This is a genomic window from Actinokineospora sp. PR83 (assembly GCF_021056305.1).
In the GTDB taxonomy this organism is placed as follows: Bacteria; Actinomycetota; Actinomycetes; order Mycobacteriales; family Pseudonocardiaceae; genus Actinokineospora; species Actinokineospora spheciospongiae.
Genome location: NZ_JAJCXD010000027.1, coordinates 1 through 22,124, shown reverse-complemented (window position 1 = coordinate 22,124; position 22,124 = coordinate 1). Strand labels below are relative to the sequence as shown.

The window sequence follows — 22,124 nt, the reverse complement described above, 5'->3', positions numbered from 1 at the left end:
TGTGGACAACTGGTGGAACGGTGCCGGACCGCCCTGTGGACAACCCGGGCACCGGCGGTGGATCAGGTGATGTCGCGGCTCTTGTTCCGCAGCATCCCGGTCCCGAAGAAGATCGCGGTCCACCCGAGGAAGACCAGGCCGCTGACCCACAGCGAGTACGCGCCCGGCGCCCCCGCGGCCAACCGCATCACCTCGTCGAAGTTCTCCTTGACGTCCGCGGAGGCGGGCACCCCGCCCTGGTCCAGCACGAGCGTCTGGATCTGGTCGAACAGCAGCGCCGCCGCCGTCGAACTCGTCAGGCCGTTGGCCGAGCCGTTGGGCATCAGGCCCGCGAGGCCCTCCAGGCCCGCCGTGCCCGACCCCGCCAGGAACACCTCCAGCACCGGCCCGATGATCAGCGCGTAGACCAGCAGCGACACCAGCGCGCCGACCGGGCTGCCCACCAGGGCGCCGAACCCGAGGCCCACCAGCGTCCACAGCACGCACATCAGCACGCCCGCGACCAGCGTCAGCATCCAGTCCGCGGCGTTGGGCAGGTAGTTGGAGTCCGAGCCGAACAGCGTGCCCAGGCTCACCCCGACGCTGATCACCACACCGAAGACCACACCCCACACCAGGTAGGTGACCGCCTTCGCGCCCAGCACCGACACCCGCGACGGCGCGGTCAGGAACGTGGTGGTGATCGTGCGGCGGCTCAGCTCGCTGGCCATCCCCAGCGCGCCGAACACCATCGGGAACACCGAGGAGATGTTCATGCCCCGGGCCAGCGCGATCACCGACCAGGACACCTCCTCGAAGCTGATGTCGGCCTGCTGGAACAGCGTCGACCGGTTGACCTGGTCGGCGATCTCGCTGGTCAGCGCGGACGCCGCCCACGCCCACAGCAGCGACAGCACCAGCGCCGGGATCAACAGCGCCCACCACAGCTTCGTGGTGAAGATCTTGCGGAACTCCGCGTTGATCAGCTTGACCATCAGTTGCCGCCCCCCTGGCCGCTCGGGTCCTGCTTCGGGTCGGCCGACGAGCCCGTCGGACCGGCGGTCGGGTCCGACACCGCCTGGGTCACGTCGGCGTCGCCACCGAAGTCGGGCGCGGGCGGTGCCTGCTCCCCGGGGGCGTCCGGCGCGGGCGGCACCACGACCGGCTGGACCTGCTGCTGCTGCGGCGGCTGGTACGGCGACGGGGCCTGGTAGGGCGAGGGCGCCTGCGGCTGCTGGTACGGCGCCTGCTGGTACGGCTGCTGCTGGTACTGCGGCGGTTGCTGGTACTGCGGTGGTTGCTGCTGGTAGACGGGCTGGGCGAACCCGCCGGGGGGCTGGTGGCCGCCCGGCTGCTGGTACGGCCCGCCCGGCGGGGCGAAGCCGGGGGCCGAGTACTGGCCGTTGGTCAGCCGGAAGAACAACTGCTCCAGGTCGACCCGCTCCTCCTGCACGCCGTAGAGCGCCACCCCGGCCTTCGCCGCCGCGTCGCCCACCTGCTGCACGCTCGCGCCCACCACCGCGATCCGGCCGTCGGGCAGCGGCGACAGGTTCGCCATCCCCGCCGCCTGCAACGCGGTCACCAGCGCACCCGGGTCCGCCGGGGTCACCAGCACCCGCGCCTGCTGGGAGGCGCGCAGGTCGTCGAGGCGCCCGTAGAACATGGTCTGGCCGCGGCTGACGATCACCACCTGGTCGATCGTCTGCTCCACCTCGGCCAACTGGTGGCTGGAGATCAGCACGGTGCGCCCGGCCGCCGCGTACGCCTTGAGGAACTGCCGCAGCCAGGCGATGCCCTCCGGGTCCAACCCGTTCGCGGGCTCGTCGAGCACCAGCACCTGCGGGTCGCCCAGCAGGGCGGTCGCCAGCGCCAGGCGCTGCTTCATGCCGAGGGAGAACGCCCCGGCCGCGCGGTTCGCGGCGGCGCCAAGGCCCACGAGGTTCAGCACCTCCGTGGCGCGGGAATCCCCGATGCCCATGGCGGCGGTGTAGATCCGGAGGTGGTTGAGCGCGGTGCGCCCCGGGTGGAAGCCCTGGGCCTCCAGCACCGCGCCCACGATCCGGCCCGGGTTGCCCAGCCGCGCGAACGGCTCGCCGTTGATCGTCGCGGTCCCCGCGGTCGGTGTCACCAACCCGAGGATCATCCGCAGGGTGGTGGTCTTGCCCGCGCCGTTGGGACCGAGGAACCCGGTCACCGACCCGGGTTCCACCTGGAAACTGAGGTTCTGCACCGCTGGTACCGGCCCGAAGTTCTTGCTCAGGTTCTGCACCACGATGCGGCCACTGCCGTCCTGCACGGACCCCTCCAGCTCGCCTGGCATGTCGTGGCGGCCATCTTGCCCCATGCGGGTGGTCCCGCGCCGGGCACATGGGCAAACCCGTGCCGGATCAGTCCGGATCAGCCCGGGTGCGCGCGGGGAGCCGGGTACAGCCGGGCCACCACCTCGCCGCCCGCGCCGCGCACCACGCCGTCCACCGGCAGCTCCGCCCGGCGGCGCCTGCCGCGGCGCAGCACCATGCCCTCGCCGATCAGGTGGTCGTGGGCCATCCGCCACACCGGGCACGGCCAGCTCCGCCCCCGGTTGCCGCGCCAGGCCACCGCCGGGCACGCCGGGCAGCGGCCGCCCTCGTCCGGCTGGTGCACCGTCAGCAGCAACCGCCACCCCTGCGCGAGCCGGGTGATCTCGCTGCGCGCCAACGGCAGCAGGGTCGAGGCGTCCGCGGTGCCCGCCGCCTCGTCCAGCAGCGCCAGCCTGCGCAGCACCGCCGACCGCAACGCGTCGTCGGAGTCGCGGGCGTCGAGGCCGCCGCCGTCGAGGCCCGCCGGATCGGACGGGTCGGGGCCGATCGGGGGCGGGCCGTCCGAGAACGGGTCGCCGAAGCCGGTCACGGCGCACCCACCCGCTCGGCGACCTCCGCCAACACCACACCCAACGACCGGGTCTGCTGCGCCGACAGGACCGCCGACGCGCCCGGCGGCGGCACCAACAGCACCAGGTCGTCCTCCACCAGCACCGTCAGCGCCCGATCCCGGCCGAACGGATCATGACAACCGACACACCACCGAGGCTCCATCACCCACCCGACATCGGCGCCACACCCCCGGCCCCACAGGTCCCCGACCCGCCCATCACCCCATTGCCAGGTTTCTCACTCGAAAGTGTCGGTGGTCGGTGAACAAGTAATCACGACTCACCGGCACCCCCGCGTAGGCACAGCCGGGGTTCTATGCCTAAGCTGTAGGTGGCGGCCCGCTCCCAGTGACCCCCAGGCTGGTTGAGCGGGCCGCCCTCGACCCTGAGACCCCCCTGCTCGCGCTTTGCGCTTCGCCGGGGGGTCTCGTCATTTCCCCCCGGGGGGCGACCCCCCGGACCCCCACGGTGCGGTTGGTTCCTGAACCAGCGTGGTTTGGTTCCCGGGGTGACCCCTGGAGTCTCACGGTGCGGTTGGTTTCTGGACCAGCGTGGCTTGGTCTCCGGGGTGGCCCCGGAGTCCTGTGGCTTGGTTCTCGGGGTGACTCCGGATTTGTGCGGTGCGGTTGGTTTGGGTCAGCTTGGGTTGGTGGGCCTTGGTGGCCTTGGTGGGTAAGGGAAGTGGGGGTGGTCGTCCGGTGGTTGGATGAATTTGGGGGTGGGGTGGGGTGGTTAGTTTTCTAGGAGGGTTTTTAGGGGGGTGTGGGGGAGGTTGTGGGCTTGGGATACGGGGGGGTTTGTGAGGTGGCCTGCGTGGGTGTTCAGGCCGGGGGTGAGGGTGGGGTTGGTGGTCAGGGCCTTGTGCCAGCCTTGGTCTGCCAGGGAGATGGCGTGGGGGAGGGTTACGTTCGTGAGGGCGTAGGTGCTGGTCCGGGGGACTGCGCCGGGCATGTTCGCCACGCAGTAGAAGAGGGAGTTGTGGACGGGGTAGGTGGGGTTGTCGTGGGTTGTGGGGTGGGAGTCCTCGAAGCAGCCGCCCTGGTCGATGGCGATGTCGACGAGGACTGAGCCGGGGCGCATGTGCGCCACCAGGTTGTTGGTGATGAGTTTGGGGGCCTTGGCGCCGGGGACCAGGACCGCGCCGATGACGAGATCGGCTTCCCTTGCCGCCTCTTCCACCGCGTAGCGGTTGGAGGTGAGGGTGCGCACCCGGCCGTTGAACTGGGCGTCGATCTGGCGGAGGCGGTCGACGTTGGTGTCCAGTACCTGGACCTCGGCGCCCATGCCCAGTGCGATCGTCGCCGCGTTGACGCCCGCGACGCCGCCGCCGATGACCACGACCCGGGCGGGGAGCACGCCGGGGACGCCGCCGGGGAGCACGCCCCGGCCGCCGGAGGGGCGCATCAGGGCGAACGCGCCCACCTGCGGGGCCAGCCTGCCCGCCACCTCCGACATCGGCGCCAGCAGGGGCAGCGCGCCGGAGGGGGTCTGGACGGTCTCGTAGGCGATGGCGGTGGTGCCCGCCGCCAGCAGTGCCCTCGTCAGCGGCTCGTCGGCGGCCAGGTGGAGGTAGGTGAACAGCACCTGGTCCGCGCGCAGCCTCGGGTACTCCTCGGCGATCGGCTCCTTGACCTTGAGCACCAGCTCGCCCTCGGCCCACACCTCCTCCGCCGACGGCAGCACCTTCGCGCCCGCGCCGGTGTACTCGGCGTCGGTGATCGCCGACCCCTCGCCCGCGCCCGCCTCGACGAACACGTCGTGGCCGCGGGCGGTCAACTCGTGCGCGCCCGCCGGGGTCAGCGCCACGCGGTACTCGTGGTTCTTGATCTCACGGGGAACAGCGATCTTCACCGGGGTGGTCCTCTCGCTCGTGGCTCGGGGGTGTCCTGTACCACGGTCTCCCCGCCGACCCCGGTTGTCATCGTGCGACGGGCACGAGAATCAGCCGGGTGGGTGGTGCTGCCACGACAACGGCACAGCGCGACAACGGCACCACGACAACGGCACGGCGCGACAACGGCCGGGCTCAGTGCCAGCGCTCGGCCACCAGTTGGCACAGCAGGGCGACCCGGGTGTCCGGGTCGGTGAGGTCGACCGCGAGCAGCGCGGCCACCCGGGACATCCGGTACCGCAGGGTGTTCGGGTGGATCCGCAGCGCCGCGGACGCCGCCCTCGGGTCGCCGGGGTGGCGCAGCCACTCGTAGAGGGTGTCGCGGTACCAGTCGTCGCTGCCGTCCAACCGGGCCAGTGGGCCGATGCCCGCCACCGCGCCCGAGATCGCCGTCGCCGCCCGGTGCAGCACCAGCACCACCCACACGTCGTCGTGCGCGGCGACCCGACCGCCGACCAGCCCGGCGCGCAGCAGCGCCAGCGCCTCGTCCGCCTCCGCCCGACCCCGGGCCAGGTCCCCTGCGCCCACCGCGGTCCCGGCGGCGGCCTGCGGACCGGCCGGGTCGCCCAGCGCGGACCGCAGCGCGGGCCACCCCTCGTCCGGCACGATCGCGTACAGCACACCGTGCAGCTCGCCCATCGCCGTGCGCCTCCCGATACCCGCGCCGAGCCGGGCGGCCAGGGCGAGCCTGCCGCCCTCGTCGTGCGCGTCGATGGCCACCACCCGGTGCGGGCCGGGACCCAGGTCCAGCTCGGCCGCGGCCAGCCGACCGCTGCCCTCGCCGAGCAGCGCAGCGCGCACCAGGTCCGCCGACCGGCCCCGCGCACCGTCCTCCCTGGCCCGGCGGCGCAGCAGGTGCAGCGCCACGACCGGTGCGGTGTCGGCGAACGCGGCGGCGCGCTCGTCGGGCACCGGCCCGGACACCACCGCCCACATGGAACCCAGCAGCTCCCCGCCCATCCGGATCGGCACGACCAGCCGCGGCAGCGTGCCGTCGGGCTGCGCGGGCACGAACACCACCGTGCGCCCCTTGACCAGCTCCCGGAACACCCCGTGCGAGCGGAACCGGGCGAGCACGTCGTGCGGCACCCGCCTGCCCATGATCGTCGACACCCTGGCCGGGTCGGTGCCGTCCTGCCGCGCCGAGTACGCCAGCACCCGCGAGTTCGCGTCCTCGATGGTCACCGGCGCGTCCACCACCGCCGCCGCCGCGTCCGCCAGCCCGAACAGGTCGCCGAACGGGTCCGCTGGCCCGGACTCGTCGGCCGCCGCGTCGAGCACCGACCGCAGCAGCCACACCAGTTGCGCCCACGACGTGTCCGCCCGCACCTCCACGACCGCCACCGCGGCGCGCTCCGCCGCGGCCAGCACCGCGGGGTCCTCGGCCAGCGGCGGCTTCACCAGCACCGCCGCCGCGCCCCGCCGCCCGCACTCGCCCACCAGCCCCACCGCGCCCGCCGCGTCGACCCCGACGCCCAGCACCAGGTCCCCGGCCGCCACCACGCCCCCGTCGGCGATCACCACGTCGCCCACCGCGCCGTCCCCGCCCGCGGCCACCAGCCGCAGCAGCGTCGGCCCGACCCGGTCCACCACGTCCCGCACGCCGACCATCGCCCGACCTCCGCTCACCCGCCCCAGTAAAGGTCAGCGGCGCGCGGCCAACCACGCCAGGGCCGCCACCGCGGCCATCCCGCGCGCGTTGGGGTGCACCGCCGCGGCCGGGCTCGCGGGCAGCAGCGGCTCCACCCACCGCCGCTCCGGGGCGGCGCACGCGTCGTGCCCGGTCCCGTACCGGTACGGGTCGACGTGGTCGGAGCCGGTCGCCGCGGCCGCGGCGGCGAGGGAGTCGTCGAGCCGCCGCTCGACCGAGTCGAAGTAGGCGGTGTCCCCGGCGGCGAACGGCATCAGCGGCCAGCAGCCCGGGCCCTCGGGCAGGATGCGCGCGTAGCCGACCACGACCACCCTCGCCCTCGGCGCCAGCTCGTGGACCCGGCGCAGCAGGGCGGTGATCCGCCGCCCGGCCGCGGCGACGTCCGCGGCCGGGACGTCGGTGCCCGATCGGGTGAAGTACGCCCGGCAGCGGTCGCCCCCCGGATCCGCCCGGCCCTCGCGCGCGCAGGTCTCGAGGATGCGGCCGAACCCCATGTCGTTGCCGCCGATGGTCAGCGTGACCAGGTCGGTGTCCGGGGTCAGCGCGGTGAACTGCGCCGGGTTCACCCCACCGGGGACCGCCTGCGGGCCGGTCAGGTGCGCGGTCGTGGCGCCGCTGCACGTCACGTCCACGAACGTGGGAACCCGCAGCCAGGCGGCCAGCAGCGCCGGGTAGTTCGCCGTCGACCGGCCGCACCCGGGGACCGACCCCGGCACCGGTCCGGGGATCTGCGGGCCCGCCGCGTAGGAGTCGCCCAGCGCCACGTAGCGCTGGTAGCCGGGCTCCGCGGCGGCTTGCGGAGCGGCGGAGGCGGGTGCGGCGGCGGCGACGGCCACCGCGCAGGCGAGCAGGGCGCGCAGGCGCATGTGCCCGATGTTTCACGCGGAAGAGGGAACGGTCAATTCGGGATTTCCCAGGGTGTGGACAACCGGGGACCCGGTGGCACCGATCCCACTACCGTGCTGGGCATGGCCGTTCTCACCGTTCGGCGCCACGTCGACCTGCTGCGGGTCACCAGCGCCGCCTGTCGCTGACCGGCCGCGCGAAACCCCTCCCCCAGCGACGAAGGAGTACCACCGCCATGACCGAATCCGCAGCCTGGTCGTTCGAGACCAAGCAGGTGCACGCGGGCGCCGCCCCCGACCCCGCCACCGGTGCCCGGGCCACCCCGATCTACCAAACCACCTCGTACGTGTTCCGCGACAGCCAGCACGGGCAGGACCTGTTCAGCCTCGCCGAGCCGGGCAACATCTACACCCGCATCAACAACCCCACCCAGGAGGTCCTGGAGGGCCGGGTCGCCGCCCTGGAGGGCGGTGTCGCGGCACTGGCGTTCGCCTCCGGCAGCGCGGCCACCACCGCCGCCATCCTCAACCTGGCCAACTCCGGCGACCACTTCGTCTCCAGCCCGTCGCTCTACGGCGGCACGTACAACCTGTTCCACTACACGCTGCCCAAGCTGGGCATCGAGGTCACCTTCGTCGACGACCAGGACGACGCCGAGGCATGGCGGGCCGCGGTCCGCCCGAACACCAAGCTGTTCTTCGCCGAGACCCTGGCCAACCCGGGCAGCAACGTCCTCGACATCCGCAAGGTCGCCGACGTCGCGCACGAGGCGGGCGTCCCGCTGGTCGTGGACAACACCGTGCCCACCCCGTACCTGCTGCGCCCGATCGAGCACGGCGCCGACGTCGTCGTGCACTCGGCCACCAAGTACCTCGGCGGCCACGGCACCACCATCGCCGGTGTCCTCGTCGACGGCGGCACCTTCGACTTCGGCAAGGACCCGGCCCGCTACCCCGGCTTCAACGAGCCGGACCCCAGCTACAACGGCCTCAAGTTCTGGGAGGCCCTCGGCCCCGGCGCGTTCGCCGCCAAGGCCCGCGTGCAGCTCCTGCGCGACACCGGCGCGGCGGTCTCCCCGTTCAACGCCTTCCTGATCCTGCAGGGCATCGAGACCCTGTCGCTGCGGCTGGAGCGCCACGTCGCCAACGCCCAGGCCCTCGCCGAGTGGCTGGAGCAGCGCGACGAGGTGGAGAAGGTCTACTACGCGGGCCTGCCGTCCTCGCCGTACCACGCGGCGGCGCAGAAGTACCTGCCCCGCGGCGCGGGCGCCATCGTCTCCTTCGATCTGCGCGGCGGCGTCGAGGCGGGCCGCCGGTTCGTCGACGGCACCGAGCTGCACAGCCAACTGGTCAACATCGGCGACGTGCGCAGCCTGATCGTGCACCCGGCCAGCACCACCCACAGCCAGCTCACCCCCGAGGAGCAGCTCGCCAGCGGCGTCACCGCCGGGCTGGTGCGCCTCGCGGTCGGCATCGAGAACGTCGAGGACCTCAAGGCCGACCTGGAGGCGGGCTTCCGGGCGGCCAAGGCAGAACTGTGAGTGCCGCTCCCCCTCCCGCCACCGCCGCGTGGCGGGAGGGGGATCCCCCCGGCCGCCGCCGGTTCCGCGCGCTCGGCGCGCTGGACCTGGCGGCGGGCGGGGTCCTGCCCGCCGTCACCGTCGCGTACGAGACGTGGGGGACGCTCAACCCCGGGCGCGACAACGCGATCCTGGTCGAGCACGCGCTCACCGGCGACGCGCACGCGGGCCCGGACGGCGGGTGGTGGGACGGCCTGATCGGACCCGGCCGGGCCGTCGACACCGACCGGTGGTTCGTGGTGTGCGCGAACGTCCTCGGCGGGTGCCAGGGGACCACCGGGCCCGCCTCACCCGCCCCGGACAGGGCCGCCTGGGGCAGCCGCTTCCCCCGGGTCGGCATCCGCGACCAGGTGGCGGTCGAGGCGCTGCTGGCCGACGCGCTGGGCATCCCGGTGTGGGCCGCGGTCCTGGGCGGGTCGATGGGCGGCATGCGGGCCCTGGAGTGGGCCGCGGGCCTGCCGTCGCGGGTCTCGGCCGTGCTGCTGCTGGCCTGCCCGGCCGCGGCCTCGGCCGACCAGATCGCCTGGGCCGCACCGCAACTGGCGGCGATCCGCGCCGATCCGATGTGGAACGGCGGCGACTACTACGGCTCGGAGACCGGACCACACGTGGGGTTGGGGGTCGCGCGGCGGATCGCGCACACCACCTACCGCAGCGGTGCCGAGTTGCAGGACCGGTTCGGGCGCGCGCGGGCAGCCGACGGCCGGTTCGCCGTCGAGTCCTACCTGGACCACCACGCCGACAAGCTGTCCCGGCGCTTCGACGCCGGGAGCTACGTGGTGCTGACCGAGGCCATGAACGACCACGACGTGGGCGAGGGGCGCGGCGGTGTCGCCGCCGCGCTGTCGTCGGTGACCGCGCGGGCGGTGGTGGCGGGGGTGGACAGCGACCGGCTGTACCCGCTGGCGCAGCAGGAGGAACTGGCCGCGGGCATCGCCGGGGCGGACGGGCTCCGGGTGATCACCTCGTCCTCCGGGCACGACGGGTTCCTCACCGAGATCCCGCAGCTTGCCGGGCTGGTCAAGGAACTGCTGGGGTAGACCCCCTGCTCACGCGGTCCCGTCGGCGAGCCACGGCGGGACGGGCAGGTCGCGGGCCGCGCACTCCTCCGACAGGCGCAGCGTCCAGCGCAGCGCCTGGACCATCAGCGTGGTCATCTCCTCCGGGGCCGCGTCGTGCAGCGCGATGTCAAGCTGGGCCTTCGCCGCCTCGGTGTCCCCGTGCACCTCGGCGAGCAGGGTGCGGACCGCCGTGCGGACTGGGGGATCGGCCTCGTCGATCGGGACTTCCTCGCCGTTGTCGTCGTAGACCTGCATCTTCACCGGGGCGGTGCCGCCCGAGCCGAGGGCGGCGACCATGGTGCCGCACTCCCCGAACAGGATCAGCATCAGCTCCCTGGCCTCGGTGTGGCTGTCGCGGGTGTCCCGCACGGCCGCGGCGACCTGGTCGAGGGCGCCGTCGTCCGCCCCCGCCCGCATGGCGGCGATGGCTTGGGCGGCGGCCTCGGTGAGGCGGCGCCTGCGGTCGGGGTCGGCGTCCACGGACCCCATCCTGCAACAGGGCCCGCCCGCGCGGGGAGGTCAGGTCGGGGCGATTCGCTCACTTGGCGGCGGGCTCCCGCCGCGCACGGCGCGCGCCACGTCCGCCACCCCCACCGGGCCGCCGAACGCGGGCCCCTCGCCCGTGCTCGCGCCCCTGGCCGCCCACCAGGACGCCTCGGCCTGGTCGCGGACACCGACCACGCCGACCTCGGCGCCCACCGAACCCACCGCGGCGATCAGCTCGGCGGTGGCCCGCACCGCCACCGCGTCCCCTGGCAGCCAGTCGGGGCGCCAGCCGTCGAACGGGTCGGCCAGCAGCACCGCGCCCACGCCGAACCGCTCCACCAGCTCCACCAGGGCCGGGCCGCCGGTGAAGCCGTGCAGGCCGCGGCCGACCCCCAGGTCGCCCAGGGTGCGCAGGTTGTCCCGGGCGTCGCCGTGGGCGTCGCGGACGGCGGTGGTGTCCAGCACCACCTCCAGCAGGTGCGCGGGCAGCGCCGCCTGCGCCAGGGCCCGGCTGACCGCGCCCACCAGGTCCGCGTCCGCCGTCTGCGTCCTGGTCAGGGTCACCCGCAGCACCGGTCCGCCACCCGGGAACAGCTCCCGCCACACCGGGAGCTGCCCGGCGGCCTCCCGCAGCAGCCACGGCGCCAGCGCCACCGACAGACCGGTCTGCTCGGCCAGCTCCGCGGGCGGCGGCAGCGCGCCCCGGGTGCCCGGCAGGTGCGGCACCGCGCTCACCCGCACCACCGCCCGGTCCGCCAACCGCGCCACCGGCTGGTAGGCCACCACCAGCTCACCCAGCTCCCACGCCGACGGCAGGGACGTGGCGGCGGCACCGACGCGGCGGGCCCGGCGGTCGACGTGCGGGTCGTGCACCGCCCACTGGTCCCGGCCCGCGGCCTTCGCCCGGTGCAGCGCGGCGTCGGCGGTGCGGAACAGCTCCGCGCTGCCCACCTCGGCCGCCGCGCACCGCACCACCCCGATCGACGCCGTCGCCGCCAGGCCGATCTTCCCGTCGTAGTCCGGTTCGGTCAGCTCCGCGCGCACCAGCGCCACCAGACCGGGGATGTCCGGGGTCGACGGCCCGTCCACGACGAACACCGCGAACTCGTCCCCGCCGACCCGCGCCACCAGCGCCGCGGGCTCGTCCTCGACCAGGGCGGCGAGCCGGTGCGCGACCGCGCGCAGCAACCGGTCACCCGCCGCGTGCCCGTGGGTGGTGTTGACCAGCCCGAACGCGTCCAGGTCCAGGCACAGCAGGGTGACCTGGGCCGCCGGGTGGGCCTGCCCGAGCATCACCTCCAGCCGGGACTGGAAGTGCAGCCGGTTCGGCAACCCGGTCAGCGCGTCGTGCAGGCTCTGGTGGGTGAGCCGGGTGCCGAGCAGCTCCAGCTCGCTGAGGTCCTGCACCATCGACACCCGGTACACCGGTTCGCCGCTGTCGTCGCGGACGACGGAGTCGTTCACCAGCACCCACGCGGTGTCACCGTCGGGGCGCACCACCCGCTTGCGGTCCGGCGCGCTCGACGCCGGGTCGGGCTGGTCCTCCTGGCCGACGAGGTACTCGCTGAGCAGGTGCCCGCGCAGGTCCTCCGGCTCGCGGTCCAGGATCGCCGCCAGCGCCGGGTTCGTCTCCAGGAACCGGCCGTCCACCCCGGTGATGGCGATGCCGATGGCGGAGGCGGTGAACACCTCGCGGAACCGGTGCTCGGTGTCCTTGCGGCCCTGCTCGGCCAACCGGGCGGCGCTGAGCATCGCCCGCTTCATGTCCTCCTGCTGCTCCAGCGTCCTGGCGCGCAGCGCGGCGGCGTACCCGGAGGACACCGCGGCCAGCAGCACCACCACCCGTTCGGGGTGGTGGCCCGCGGCGAGCAGCCCACCCGCCAGCACACCCAGTGACCGGGACAGGGTCTCCTCGCCGGTCAGCGCCCCGGTGACCATCCGCGCGCCCACCTCGGCCCCCGGCCCGGTGTCGAACGGCTCCGCCACCAGCGCCGCGGTCAGCGCCGCCAGCATCGAGGCCAGCAGCGCTGCCACGTCCTGCGCGGACCGGGGCACGTACGCCGTCGAGGCGACCACCCGCAGCCACGACCGGACCAGGGTCTCCTGGTCCCCGTCGGGGGCGACCGGTCGGGTCGACATGTGCGCGGGCCTCAGGCCTTGCGGCCGACGCCCGCGTAGATGCCCGCCCGGTCGGGGTCGTCCCCGTCGTCCAGGGTCGCGTCCGGGCGCCACAGGGCCGTCGGCACGATGCCCGGCTCGAGGACCTCGTAGCCGTCGAACAGGGCGGTGATCTCCGCGTGCGACCGGGGGAACATCGGGTCGCGGCTGGTCTTCATCACCTCCACCACCCGGTCCATCGCCGAGGGCATCAGGTCTCGGGTGAACTGGGAGAAGGCGAGGTAGCTGCCCGCCACCATCGGGTTCCGGTACCGGGCGACGATCCCCGCCGGGTCCTTGTCGTCGGGGACGAAGTGGAACACCCCGGCCATCAGCAGCCCGATCGGCCGGTCGAAGTCCAGCAGCTCCCGCGTCTCCGGGGCGTCGAGCACCTGCTCCGGCCGGGTCAGGTCGGCCTGCACGATCGTGGCCAGCGGGTTGTCGCGCAGCATCAGCATGCTGTGCGCGTACGCCACCTCCTCGTAGTCCACGTAGACCACGCGCGAACCGGGGTCGGCGTCCTGGGCGATCTCGTGCACGTTGCCCACGGTCGGGATGCCGGAGCCGAGGTCGAGGAACTGGCGGACCCCCTGCTCGACCATCAGCAGCACGGAGCGGCGCAGGAAGGCGCGGTTGTGCCGGGCGATCTCCCTGGCGTTGGGCTGGGCCTGGAGGAACCGGTGGGCCAGCTCGCGGTCGTGCCGGAAGTTGTGCCCACCGCCGAGCAGGTAGTCGTAGAGCCGCGCGGCACTCGGCCGCTCCAGGTCGATCCCCTCGGGCACCCAGCCTGCCAACTCCGCCACGGCCAACCCCTCTTCCGACTCGGCAGCGTGACGGACACGTTACTCGCCGCCGCCATCACCCGGACGAGACCTCGATTTCACACCCACGGTCACCCCGGGGCGACCACCTGAGTGGCCGGGAGTCGCCCACACCCCACTTGCCTGTGAATTCTGCGAATCGAGTACGCGCACTTCGGTGCCCGCGGCGGCTCGCTCCGTCGGCGGTACCGGCGGTCGACATCCGTGCCATTGTCGGAGGTGGACCATTCCCCAGGGGGAGGACAAAAGTGAAACGTTCCTTGACGGCTCTGGTTTTCGCGTTGCTCGGCTTCCTCGGCATCGGCTTGTCGGCAGGGGTGGCAGGCGCGGACCCGCTGACTCCCGCGTTCGCCGAGATCTGCAACGGGACCAGCGGTTGTGTCACCGCGAACATCTCATTCTCGAACCGCTCGGCAACGGTCGTGGGAAACGTGTTCGACGACCGGAATTCCGGCTCGACGACCGCGGTGTTCGACTTCTACACCGCGAACGGCTATTACAGCACGCAGACCCGGACCGCTGCCAATGAAAGGAGGTCGTTCAACTTCACCGAGCCGGGCCCGGTCGGTGGAATCAACCTCGTCCGTGTCTGGCTGGTCGCCAATGCCACCGGCGCATACACTTTCGTCGCCGACGTCCACAAGCCCTAGGCAGCTCGAACCTGCTCACGCTCGTCGCGGGACAGCTCGGTCGGAGCTGTCCCGCCTGCGTTTCCGCGATCCCGCGACGCGGCCGGTCGGCGTGGGCCGTCGTCCGCTGGGAACCGGTGCGCTAACGGCCGCTTAAGCGCGGCTGAAGACTCGGCTGGGCGGCAGGGGTGTGCACCAGGGCGGAGAGGGCCATGCCGGTCAGCAGGTCCGCCATCTGGTCGCGGTCGAGGTGCCTGCTGTGCGGGGTTGAGTTGATCAACCCGAAGACCGCGTGCGCCGCCGCGCGGGCGGTGGGTTCGGTGACCTCGGGGACGGCCGCCACGATCACCTCGACCCAGGTCTCCACGTACCGCCGCTGCAGGGCGCGGACCTTGCGCCGGTCGGGGTCGGTGAGGTTGCCCAGGTTGCGCTCCTGCACGGTGATCAGCGCCGGGTTGTCCAGGGCGAAGTCGACGTGGAAGCGGACCAGTTCTCCCAGCGTGACGTCGGGGTCGGCCACCGGGGACACCCGCGCCTGGCCCCCGGTGAGCAGCACCTCGCTGATGGAGGTGAGCATCTCGCCGAGCATCGCGTCCTTGGACCGGAAGTGCCGGTACAGGGCGGGCCCGGAGATGCCCACCGCGGAGCCGATGTCGTCGATCCCGACCCCGTGGAAGCCGTGCCGGGCGAACAGCTCGGCGGCGGCGGCCAGGATCTGCTCGCGGCGGGACGGCTTGGCGCCTGCGGGGTCGGCTGCGGGGGGCACGGGCACATCGTACGGAGGTCCGGTTAGCGCCCGCTAACCGGACGCCCACCCCCTAAAGTGGCAAGTGTTAACACATTGTCGGGAGGTACCGTGAGCGCTTTTCCGCTGGTAGTGATGTGAACCGTCGGGAATTCCTCCAGATTCGGAGGCTAGAAATGCGCATCACTCGCTCCTGGGCCGTGGCTGTGCTCACGGCCCTGTCGATCCTCGGGCTGGCGTCCCCCGCGCTCGCCGCCCCCGCCGCCGCGGGCGGGTACGTCGCCCTCGGCGACTCCTACTCCTCCGGGCTCGGCGCGGGCAGCTACGGCAGCAGCGGCGACTGCAAGCGCAGCAGCAACTCCTACGCCCAGCTGTGGGCCAACGCGCACGCGCCGTCGTCGTTCGCGTTCGTCGCCTGCTCCGGCGCCGTCACCTCGGACGTCACCAACAACCAGCTCTCCGCGCTCACCTCCTCCACCGCCCTGGTCACCATCTCCGTCGGCGGCAACGACGCGGGCTTCGCCAACGTCATGACCGACTGCAACCTCGGGTCGGACTCCACCTGCGTCGCGGGCAACACCGCCGCGCAGAACTTCGCCCGCACCACCCTGCCCGGGCGGCTGAACACCGTGTACTCCCAGATCCGCACCCGCGCCCCCTCGGCCAGGGTGGTCGTCATGGGCTACCCGCGCATCTACAAGCTCGGCGGTTCCTGCGCCATCGGGCTCAGCGAGACCAAGCGCGCGGCCATCAACCAGTCCTCCGACGTGCTCGCGGGCGTCATCTCCTCGGCCGCCTCCGCGCACGGCTTCACCTTCGTCGACGCCCGCAACTCCTTCTCCGGGCACGAGATCTGCGCTTCCGGCACCCGCTGGATCAACAGCGTCACCTTCCCGATCGCCGAGTCCTACCACCCCAACAGCGCGGGCCAGAACGGCGGCTACTACGCCGCGCTCCGCGCCGTCACGGGCTGAGCCGCGACACCCGGAGGCCACCCCCACCCCCGGTGGAGGTGGCCTCCGACCTGTCCGAGGTCGGCTGGACGGAATTGTTAGTCAGCGCTAACATCGAGGCTGTAGTTAACGGTGACTAACGGCGGGATGTGCGATGGACGCGCCTGTGCTGCGCAGCGGGGTCGACGAGGGTTCCGCGGGGTTCGCCGACAACGTCGAACAGCACTCGGCCCTGGTCGACGACCTGCGGCGGCGCCTCGACACCGCGGCACTCGGCGGCCCCGAGCGGGCCAGGGACAAGCACGTCGCCAGGGGGAAGCTGCTGCCCCGGGACCGGGTCGACTCGCTCCTCGACCCCGGTTCCCCCTTCCTGGAACTCTCCCCCCTCGCCGCCACCGGCCTCTACGGCGACGAGGCACCCGCCGCCGGGGTGATCACCGGGGTGGGGCGGGTGTCCGGGCGCGAGGTGGTCGTGGTGGCCAACGACGCCACCGTCAAGGGCGGCACCTACTACCCGATGACCGTCAAGAAGCACCTGCGCGCCCAAGAGGTCGCCCTCCAGAACAACCTGCCGTGCCTCTACCTGGTCGACTCCGGCGGCGCGTTCCTGCCCGCCCAGGACGACGTCTTCCCCGACCGCGAGCACTTCGGTCGCATCTTCTACAACCAGGCCACCATGTCCGCCCGCGGCATCCCGCAGATCGCCGCCGTCCTCGGCTCCTGCACCGCGGGCGGCGCCTACGTCCCGGCCATGAGCGACGAGGCCGTGATCGTCCGCAACCAGGGCACCATCTTCCTCGGCGGACCGCCCCTGGTGAAGGCCGCCACCGGCGAGGTCGTCACCGCGGAGGAACTCGGCGGCGGCGACGTGCACGCGCGCACCTCCGGCGTCACCGACCACCTCGCCGACGACGACGCGCACGCCCTGCGCATCGTCCGCTCCATCGTCAGCACCCTCGGCCCGCGCGCGCCCAAGCCGTGGGACGTGCTGCCCACCGAGGAACCCGCCGTCGACCCGGCCACCCTCTACGGCGCCGTGCCCATCGACTCGCGCACCCCCTACGACGTGCGCGAGGTCATCGCCCGCGTCGTCGACGGCAGCCGGTTCCGCGAGTTCAAGAAGGAGTACGGCGCCACCCTCGTCACCGGCTTCGCCCGCGTCCACGGGCACCCGGTGGGCATCGTGGCCAACAACGGCGTGCTCTTCGCCGAGTCCGCCATGAAGGGCGCGCACTTCATCGAACTCTGCGACCAGCGCAGCATCCCCCTGGTCTACCTGCAGAACATCACCGGCTTCATGGTCGGCCGCGACTACGAGGCGGGCGGCATCGCCAAGCACGGCGCCAAGATGGTCACCGCCACCGCCTGCGCCCGCGTGCCCAAGTTCACCGTCGTCATCGGCGGCAGCTTCGGCGCGGGCAACTACTCGATGTGCGGGCGGGCGTACTCACCCCGCTTCCTGTGGATGTGGCCCAACGCCCGCATCTCCGTCATGGGCGGCGAGCAGGCCGCGGCCGTGCTGTCCACCGTCCGCCGCGACGGCATCGAGGCCCGCGGCGGCGAGTGGTCCGCGGCCGAGGAGGAGGCGTTCCGCGACCCCATCCGCCGCCAGTACGAGGAGCAGGGCAACCCCTACTACTCCACCGCCCGGCTCTGGGACGACGGCGTCATCGACCCCGCCGACACCCGCCAGGTCCTCGGCCTGGCCCTCTCCGCCGCGGCCAACGCGCCGCTCGAACCCGTCCGCTACGGCGTCTTCCGGATGTGATCGCAGTGTTCAGCACGGTCCTCATCGCCAACCGCGGCGAGATCGCGGTCCGGGTGATCGCCACCCTCCGCCGCCTCGGCATCCGCTCGGTCGCGGTGTACAGCGACGCCGACGCGTCCGCCCGGCACGTCCGCGAAGCCGACGAAGCCGTCCACATCGGACCGGCCGCCGCCCGCGACAGCTACCTGTCCACCGAGAGGGTCATCGCCGCCGCCCGGCTGAGCGGCGCCGAGGCCATCCACCCCGGCTACGGCTTCCTCGCCGAGAACGCCGCCTTCGCCCGCGCCTGCGCCGACGCCGGACTGGTCTTCATCGGACCGCCCCCCGGCGCCATCGAGGCCATGGGCGACAAGATCCGCGCCAAGCTCACCGTCACCGCCGCGGGCGTCCCGGTCGTGCCCGGCCGCACCGAACCCGGCATGACCGACGACGACCTGGTCGCCGCCGCGGCCGAGGTCGGCTACCCGGTGCTGCTCAAGCCGTCCGCGGGCGGCGGCGGCAAGGGGATGCGGCTCGTCGAGTCCGCCGACGGGCTCACCGCGGCCATCGAGTCGGCCCGGCGCGAGGCCCGCGGCTCCTTCGGCGACGACACGCTCCTGGTCGAGCGGTTCGTGCAGCGCCCCCGGCACATCGAGATCCAGGTCCTCGCCGACGCCCACGGCGGCGCCATCCACCTCGGCGAACGCGAGTGCAGCCTCCAGCGGCGGCACCAGAAGATCATCGAAGAGGCGCCCTCGCCGCTGCTCGACCCCGAGACCCGCGCCCGGATGGGCCGGGCCGCCGTCGACGCCGCCAGGGCCGTCGACTACACCGGCGCGGGCACCGTCGAGTTCATCGTCTCCGCCGACCGGCCCGACGAGTTCTTCTTCATGGAGATGAACACCCGCCTGCAGGTCGAACACCCCGTCACCGAACTGGTCACCGGCCTGGACCTGGTCGAACAGCAACTCCGCGTCGCCGCAGGGCAACCGCTTACCCTCACCCAGGACGAGGTCGAACTCCACGGCCACGCCGTCGAGGCCCGCGTCTACGCCGAAGACCCCGCCGCCGGGTTCCTCCCCACCGGCGGCACCGTCCTGCACCTGCGCGAACCCACCGCCGAGTGGGCCAGGGTCGACTCCGGCCTGCGCGTCGGCTCCGTCGTCGGCTCCGACTACGACCCCATGCTCGCCAAGGTCATCGCCTACGGCGCCGACCGCGCCGAAGCCCTCACCAGGCTCTCCGCGGCCCTGGCCGACACGGTGGTCCTCGGCGTCGGCACCAACACCACCTTCCTGCGCGCCCTCCTCGCCGACGAGGACGTGCGCGCGGGCAGGCTCGACACCCAACTCGTCGAGCGCTCACTCGACCGGCTCACCGGCACCGCCGAAGCCCCCGACGAGGTCTTCGCCGCGGCGGCGCTCGACCGACTGCTCTCCCTGCAACCGGTCGGCGCCGCGATCGACCCGTGGGACGTCCCCAACGGCTGGCGCCTCGGCCGCCCCGCCCCGCTCACCCTGCGCCTGACCTGCGGCGACCGCACCGAAACCGTGCACGTGACCGGCACCCCGACCACCGCGGAGGTCACGGTCGGCGACGGCGGACCGGTGCGCGCCTCGGCGTCCCACGCCGACGGCTCGCTGCGGGTCACCCTGGGCGGCAGGGCCACCCGCCACACCCGCGCCCAGTCCGGGGACACCCTGTGGCTGGCCTCCGCCGGGCACACCTGGGCCGTCACCGAGCACTCCGCGCTCGACGGCGACCGGGGGACCGCCGCCGCGGGCGGCCCGGTCACCAGCCCCATGCCCGGCACCGTGCTCGTGGTCAAGGTCGCGGCGGGCGAGCGCGTGGTGGCCGGACAGCCCCTGCTCGTCGTCGAGGCCATGAAGATGGAGCACACCGTCACCGCCGAGGTCGACGGCGTCGTCTCCGAACTGCCCGTCCGGCCCGGCCAACAGGTCGCGCTGGACCAAACCCTGGCCGTGGTCACCCCACCGGAGGACGAGCGATGATCGACCTGAGCGTTGACGAGGAGCACGACGCCCTGCGCAAGACCGTGCGCGAGTTCGCCCGCGAGGAGGTCGCCCCGGTCATCGGCGACCTCTACGAGCGCGAGGAGTTCCCGTACGCGCTCGTGGCCAAGATGGGGCAGATGGGCCTGTTCGGCCTCCCCATCCCCGAGGAGCACGGCGGCATGGGCGGCGACTACTTCGCCCTGTGCCTGACCCTGGAGGAACTCGCCCGCATCGACTCGTCGGTGGCGATCACCCTGGAGGCGGGGGTGTCACTGGGCGCCATGCCGCTGTACCGCTTCGGCACCGCCGAGCAGAAGGAGCGCTGGCTGCCCCCACTGGCAGCGGGAACCGCCCTCGGCGCGTTCGGCCTCACCGAACCGGGCGGCGGCTCCGACGCGGGCGCCACCAAGACCCGCGCCGCCCGCGACGGGGACTCGTGGGTGGTCAACGGGTCCAAGTCGTTCATCACCAACTCCGGCACCGACATCACCAGCCTGGTCACCGTCACCGCCGTCACCGGCACGGACGACAACGGCCGCAAGCGCATCTCGGCGATCATCATCCCCTCCGGCACCCCCGGGTTCGAGGTCTCGCGCAAGTACTCCAAGGTCGGCTGGAACGCCTCCGACACCCGCGGCCTGTCCTTCACCGACGTCCGCGTCCCCGCGGAGAACCTCCTCGGCACCGAAGGCCGCGGCTACGCCCAATTCCTGTCCACACTGGACGAGGGCAGGGTCGCCATCGCCGCCCTCTCCGTCGGCCTCGCCCAGGGCTGCGTCGACGAGTCGCTGACCTACGCCGCCGAGCGCTCCGCGTTCGGCCACAACATCGGCTCCTACCAGGCCATCCAGTTCAAGATCGCCGACATGGAAGTCCGCACCCACACCGCCCGCCTCGCCTACTACGCCGCGGCCGCGAAGATGCTGCGCGGCCAACGGTTCAAGAAGGAAGCGGCCATCGCCAAGCTGGTCGCCTCCAACGCGGCCATGGACAACGCCCGCGACGCCACGCAGATCTTCGGCGGCTACGGGTTCATGAACGAGTACCCGGTGGGGCGGTTCTACCGGGACGCGAAGATCCTGGAAATCGGGGAGGGCACGAGCGAGGTGCAGCGGATGCTGATCGCCCGCGAACTCGGACTGGCGGGCTGACCGCCCGCCTGTCCACCCCGACCGGGCGATCTGCGCGCGGCTCGGTCGGTCGGGGCGGACTGGCGCGGCACACCGCGCCTCGGCGAACTCGTGCGCCAGTCGGTCGAAGACCTCCCGCCGTGCCTGATCACCGAATCTGCCGACCGGGTCTGGACCGACCTCAGGCTGTCCCTCGAGACAGGTCGGGACCGGTCCCGACCGGTCGTCGGTAGGTTCCCGGCATGGCCCGACTGGCAGTGGCGGTGATCGCCGCGGCGTGCTGCACGTCCGTCGCGTGTGCCTCGCCCGCGCAGGCTCCGCCACCGGCCGCGCCGACCTCCCCGCCACCCACCAGCCCCGCCCCGGCCCTCGCGGACTGGGCGGACGGGTACTGCAAGGCGGTCAAGGACCTCACGACCGAGGTGTACACGCTGCCGAAACCCTTCGACATCAAGACCGCGGCGGACCTGCCACGGGTCGAGACCGCGCTGAGCACCCTGGACGCCAAGCTGAGCAACGCGATCACCGGACTCGAGAACCTCCCGGACCTGGCGCCTCCCGCCCAGGAAGCGAACGCCGTCGTGTCCGACAGGCTCGCCCACTATCGCGACCTGCGCGGCCAGGTCGTCGAATACCTCGTCGTGCTGCACCGCGGTGGCGTGGATTATGCCCAGTCCGCACTCACCGTCCTCGGCATCGACATGGTGGCCTACAAGCCCGCCGCCTACGCCTCCGACGTCCCCGGGATGCGCGAGGTGATGAAAGCCAACGACAACTGCAAACTGGTCAGCTGAGGCGGGTCGGGGCGGGTGTTCCTCCCGATTGTCCACTGTGGCCAAGCGGGGAACATGGCGTCGACGGTGGACTCGGCACCGGCAGGTCAGCACCGGGGCCGCTGATCTCATGGCGGGCCGGAACCCGAAAATCGCCAGTCGCCCCAGCCGCCAGTCGCCGGTGCGCCTGGCGGGTCTCCGCCGTCGCCGTGCGGCGCGGCCGGCGGTCACGCCGCCGAGGCGGGGTCAGTGCGGGCGGGTCCACGCGTAGTCGCGGCGGGTGGCGAATTCGCGGTAGCCCGCGCGGGCGAAGGCCGCGCGCATGGGGTGGTTGGCCTGGTCGGTGTCGGAGTGGATGCGGGTGGCTCCGGCGGTGGTCAGGGCTCGGGTGCCGGTGGTCAGCAGGTGGTCGACGTGGCCCTGGCCGCGGAAGGGTTGGGCCACGCCGATTTCGGCGAGGACGGGGTGGTCGCCGTCGATGAGGGCGGGGACGACGTAGCCCGCGGGGTGGCCGTCGGGGGTGAAGGCGATGGTGAACCAGGCGGGGTCGCCGGGGTAGGCGAAGCACTTGTGCAGGCGGTCGGCGGCTTCGGCGGTGCGGCCGCGGGTGGCTCGGGCGCGGCTGGAGTGGTGGTCCAGGGTGCCGTCGCCGACCTGGGCGAACAGGGTCATCAGGGTGTCCTCGTCCACGTGGCGGGCCTGGCGGAGTTCCAGGGGGGTCCGGGGCCGCGTTCTCCTCTTCGATACGGG

At 73.0% G+C, this 22,124-nt stretch carries 20 protein-coding genes; 8 read left to right on the top strand and 12 right to left on the bottom strand.

Translation table 11 applies throughout. The annotated features are described in order from the left end of the window. Positions 1–62 precede the first annotated feature (62 nt). The 7 genes from L6E12_RS09845 to L6E12_RS09820 all read right to left on the bottom strand — a co-directional run bounded on the left by L6E12_RS09845 (position 63) and on the right by L6E12_RS09820 (position 7,298). Complete coding sequence (locus tag L6E12_RS09845) at positions 63–974, bottom strand: hypothetical protein (RefSeq protein ID WP_236227594.1); 912 nt, start codon at positions 972–974, stop codon at positions 63–65. Further along, the gene (locus tag L6E12_RS09840; protein WP_236227646.1) at positions 974–2,275 is read right to left on the bottom strand and encodes an ABC transporter ATP-binding protein; all 1,302 of its coding nucleotides are present in this window, start codon (positions 2,273–2,275) and stop codon (positions 974–976) included. The genes L6E12_RS09845 and L6E12_RS09840 overlap by 1 nt, the downstream gene beginning before the upstream one ends. A 101-nt stretch (positions 2,276–2,376) precedes the next feature. Next, positions 2,377–2,868, bottom strand: a complete 492-nt coding sequence (locus L6E12_RS09835; RefSeq protein WP_236227593.1) for a hypothetical protein — start codon at positions 2,866–2,868, stop codon at positions 2,377–2,379. Further along, entirely contained in the window at positions 2,865–2,993 is a 129-nt protein-coding gene (locus L6E12_RS34730) for a hypothetical protein (RefSeq protein WP_255683120.1), read from the bottom strand. Before L6E12_RS34730 ends, L6E12_RS09835 begins: the two co-directional genes overlap by 4 nt. 629 nt (positions 2,994–3,622) lie before the next feature. Next, positions 3,623–4,741 (bottom strand): alanine dehydrogenase, encoded by a 1,119-nt coding sequence (ald, locus tag L6E12_RS09830; protein WP_236227592.1) that lies wholly within the window; start codon positions 4,739–4,741, stop codon positions 3,623–3,625. Between the two features lie 175 nt (positions 4,742–4,916). Further along, positions 4,917–6,392 carry a CdaR family transcriptional regulator gene (locus tag L6E12_RS09825; protein WP_236227645.1) on the bottom strand — a complete coding sequence of 492 codons (1,476 nt, stop codon included), beginning with the start codon at positions 6,390–6,392 and terminating at the stop codon, positions 4,917–4,919. Positions 6,393–6,425: 33 nt separating this feature from the next. Further along, a complete protein-coding gene (locus L6E12_RS09820; protein ID WP_236227591.1) occupies positions 6,426–7,298 on the bottom strand; it encodes an SGNH/GDSL hydrolase family protein in 873 nt (290 codons plus the stop codon). A 215-nt stretch (positions 7,299–7,513) separates the two neighbouring features. Here L6E12_RS09820 and L6E12_RS09815 point away from each other — a divergent pair, with 215 nt between their 5' ends. Continuing rightward, entirely contained in the window at positions 7,514–8,818 is a 1,305-nt protein-coding gene (locus L6E12_RS09815; RefSeq protein ID WP_236227590.1) for a bifunctional o-acetylhomoserine/o-acetylserine sulfhydrylase, read from the top strand. Continuing rightward, positions 8,815–9,897: a homoserine O-acetyltransferase gene (locus L6E12_RS09810; protein ID WP_236227589.1), complete on the top strand. Its 1,083-nt coding sequence runs from the start codon at positions 8,815–8,817 to the stop codon at positions 9,895–9,897. Before L6E12_RS09815 ends, L6E12_RS09810 begins: the two co-directional genes overlap by 4 nt. Positions 9,898–9,906: 9 nt before the next feature. On the opposite strand, the gene L6E12_RS09805 is transcribed toward L6E12_RS09810, so the two are convergent. Genes L6E12_RS09805 through L6E12_RS09795 form a run of 3 tightly spaced genes read right to left on the bottom strand, consistent with a single transcriptional unit; the run spans position 9,907 to position 13,364 of the window. After that, on the bottom strand, positions 9,907–10,407 hold the full coding sequence (locus tag L6E12_RS09805; protein WP_236227588.1) for a hypothetical protein: 501 nt from the start codon (positions 10,405–10,407) through the stop codon (positions 9,907–9,909). A 30-nt stretch (positions 10,408–10,437) separates the two neighbouring features. Continuing rightward, positions 10,438–12,543: a diguanylate cyclase domain-containing protein gene (locus L6E12_RS09800; protein ID WP_236227587.1), complete on the bottom strand. Its 2,106-nt coding sequence runs from the start codon at positions 12,541–12,543 to the stop codon at positions 10,438–10,440. Between the two features lie 11 nt (positions 12,544–12,554). Next, positions 12,555–13,364 carry an SAM-dependent methyltransferase gene (locus L6E12_RS09795; RefSeq protein WP_236227586.1) on the bottom strand — a complete coding sequence of 270 codons (810 nt, stop codon included), beginning with the start codon at positions 13,362–13,364 and terminating at the stop codon, positions 12,555–12,557. Positions 13,365–13,630: 266 nt separating this feature from the next. Between L6E12_RS09795 and L6E12_RS09790 the strand changes: the two genes are divergently transcribed. Next, positions 13,631–14,032 carry a hypothetical protein gene (locus tag L6E12_RS09790; RefSeq protein ID WP_236227585.1) on the top strand — a complete coding sequence of 134 codons (402 nt, stop codon included), beginning with the start codon at positions 13,631–13,633 and terminating at the stop codon, positions 14,030–14,032. Between the two features lie 121 nt (positions 14,033–14,153). Here the strand turns inward: L6E12_RS09790 and L6E12_RS09785 are convergent, their stop codons facing one another. Then, entirely contained in the window at positions 14,154–14,777 is a 624-nt protein-coding gene (locus L6E12_RS09785; RefSeq protein ID WP_236227584.1) for a TetR/AcrR family transcriptional regulator, read from the bottom strand. Between the two features lie 155 nt (positions 14,778–14,932). Here L6E12_RS09785 and L6E12_RS09780 point away from each other — a divergent pair, with 155 nt between their 5' ends. From L6E12_RS09780 to L6E12_RS09760, 5 genes are all read left to right on the top strand, one after another. Next, on the top strand, positions 14,933–15,730 hold the full coding sequence (locus L6E12_RS09780) for an SGNH/GDSL hydrolase family protein (RefSeq protein ID WP_236227583.1): 798 nt from the start codon (positions 14,933–14,935) through the stop codon (positions 15,728–15,730). A gap of 133 nt (positions 15,731–15,863) precedes the next feature. Next, complete coding sequence (locus tag L6E12_RS09775) at positions 15,864–17,477, top strand: carboxyl transferase domain-containing protein (protein WP_236227582.1); 1,614 nt, start codon at positions 15,864–15,866, stop codon at positions 17,475–17,477. Between the two features lie 5 nt (positions 17,478–17,482). Next, positions 17,483–19,468 carry an acetyl/propionyl/methylcrotonyl-CoA carboxylase subunit alpha gene (locus L6E12_RS09770; protein ID WP_308074531.1) on the top strand — a complete coding sequence of 662 codons (1,986 nt, stop codon included), beginning with the start codon at positions 17,483–17,485 and terminating at the stop codon, positions 19,466–19,468. Next, positions 19,465–20,622 (top strand): acyl-CoA dehydrogenase family protein, encoded by a 1,158-nt coding sequence (locus tag L6E12_RS09765; protein ID WP_236227581.1) that lies wholly within the window; start codon positions 19,465–19,467, stop codon positions 20,620–20,622. Before L6E12_RS09770 ends, L6E12_RS09765 begins: the two co-directional genes overlap by 4 nt. 221 nt (positions 20,623–20,843) lie before the next feature. Then, a complete protein-coding gene (locus L6E12_RS09760; protein WP_236227580.1) occupies positions 20,844–21,395 on the top strand; it encodes a hypothetical protein in 552 nt (183 codons plus the stop codon). Positions 21,396–21,620: 225 nt separating this feature from the next. Here the strand turns inward: L6E12_RS09760 and L6E12_RS09755 are convergent. Then, positions 21,621–22,124, bottom strand: a 504-nt coding sequence (locus L6E12_RS09755) for a GNAT family N-acetyltransferase (protein WP_236227579.1), incomplete at its 5' end; no start/stop codon positions are given.

Bases quoted from the DNA above. Each gene is read 5' to 3' on its own strand.
- L6E12_RS09775 (WP_236227582.1), top strand. From the start codon at position 15,864: ATGGACGCGCCTGTGCTGCGCAGCGGGGTCGACGAGGGTTCCGCGGGG.
- L6E12_RS09820 (WP_236227591.1), bottom strand. From the start codon at position 7,298: ATGCGCCTGCGCGCCCTGCTCGCCTGCGCGGTGGCCGTCGCCGCCGCC.
- L6E12_RS09845 (WP_236227594.1), bottom strand. From the start codon at position 974: ATGGTCAAGCTGATCAACGCGGAGTTCCGCAAGATCTTCACCACGAAG.
- L6E12_RS09765 (WP_236227581.1), top strand. From the start codon at position 19,465: ATGATCGACCTGAGCGTTGACGAGGAGCACGACGCCCTGCGCAAGACC.
- L6E12_RS09815 (WP_236227590.1), top strand. From the start codon at position 7,514: ATGACCGAATCCGCAGCCTGGTCGTTCGAGACCAAGCAGGTGCACGCG.
- L6E12_RS09825 (WP_236227645.1), bottom strand. From the start codon at position 6,392: ATGGTCGGCGTGCGGGACGTGGTGGACCGGGTCGGGCCGACGCTGCTG.
- L6E12_RS09760 (WP_236227580.1), top strand. From the start codon at position 20,844: ATGGCCCGACTGGCAGTGGCGGTGATCGCCGCGGCGTGCTGCACGTCC.
- L6E12_RS09780 (WP_236227583.1), top strand. From the start codon at position 14,933: ATGCGCATCACTCGCTCCTGGGCCGTGGCTGTGCTCACGGCCCTGTCG.
- L6E12_RS09800 (WP_236227587.1), bottom strand. From the start codon at position 12,543: ATGTCGACCCGACCGGTCGCCCCCGACGGGGACCAGGAGACCCTGGTC.
- L6E12_RS09805 (WP_236227588.1), bottom strand. From the start codon at position 10,407: ATGGGGTCCGTGGACGCCGACCCCGACCGCAGGCGCCGCCTCACCGAG.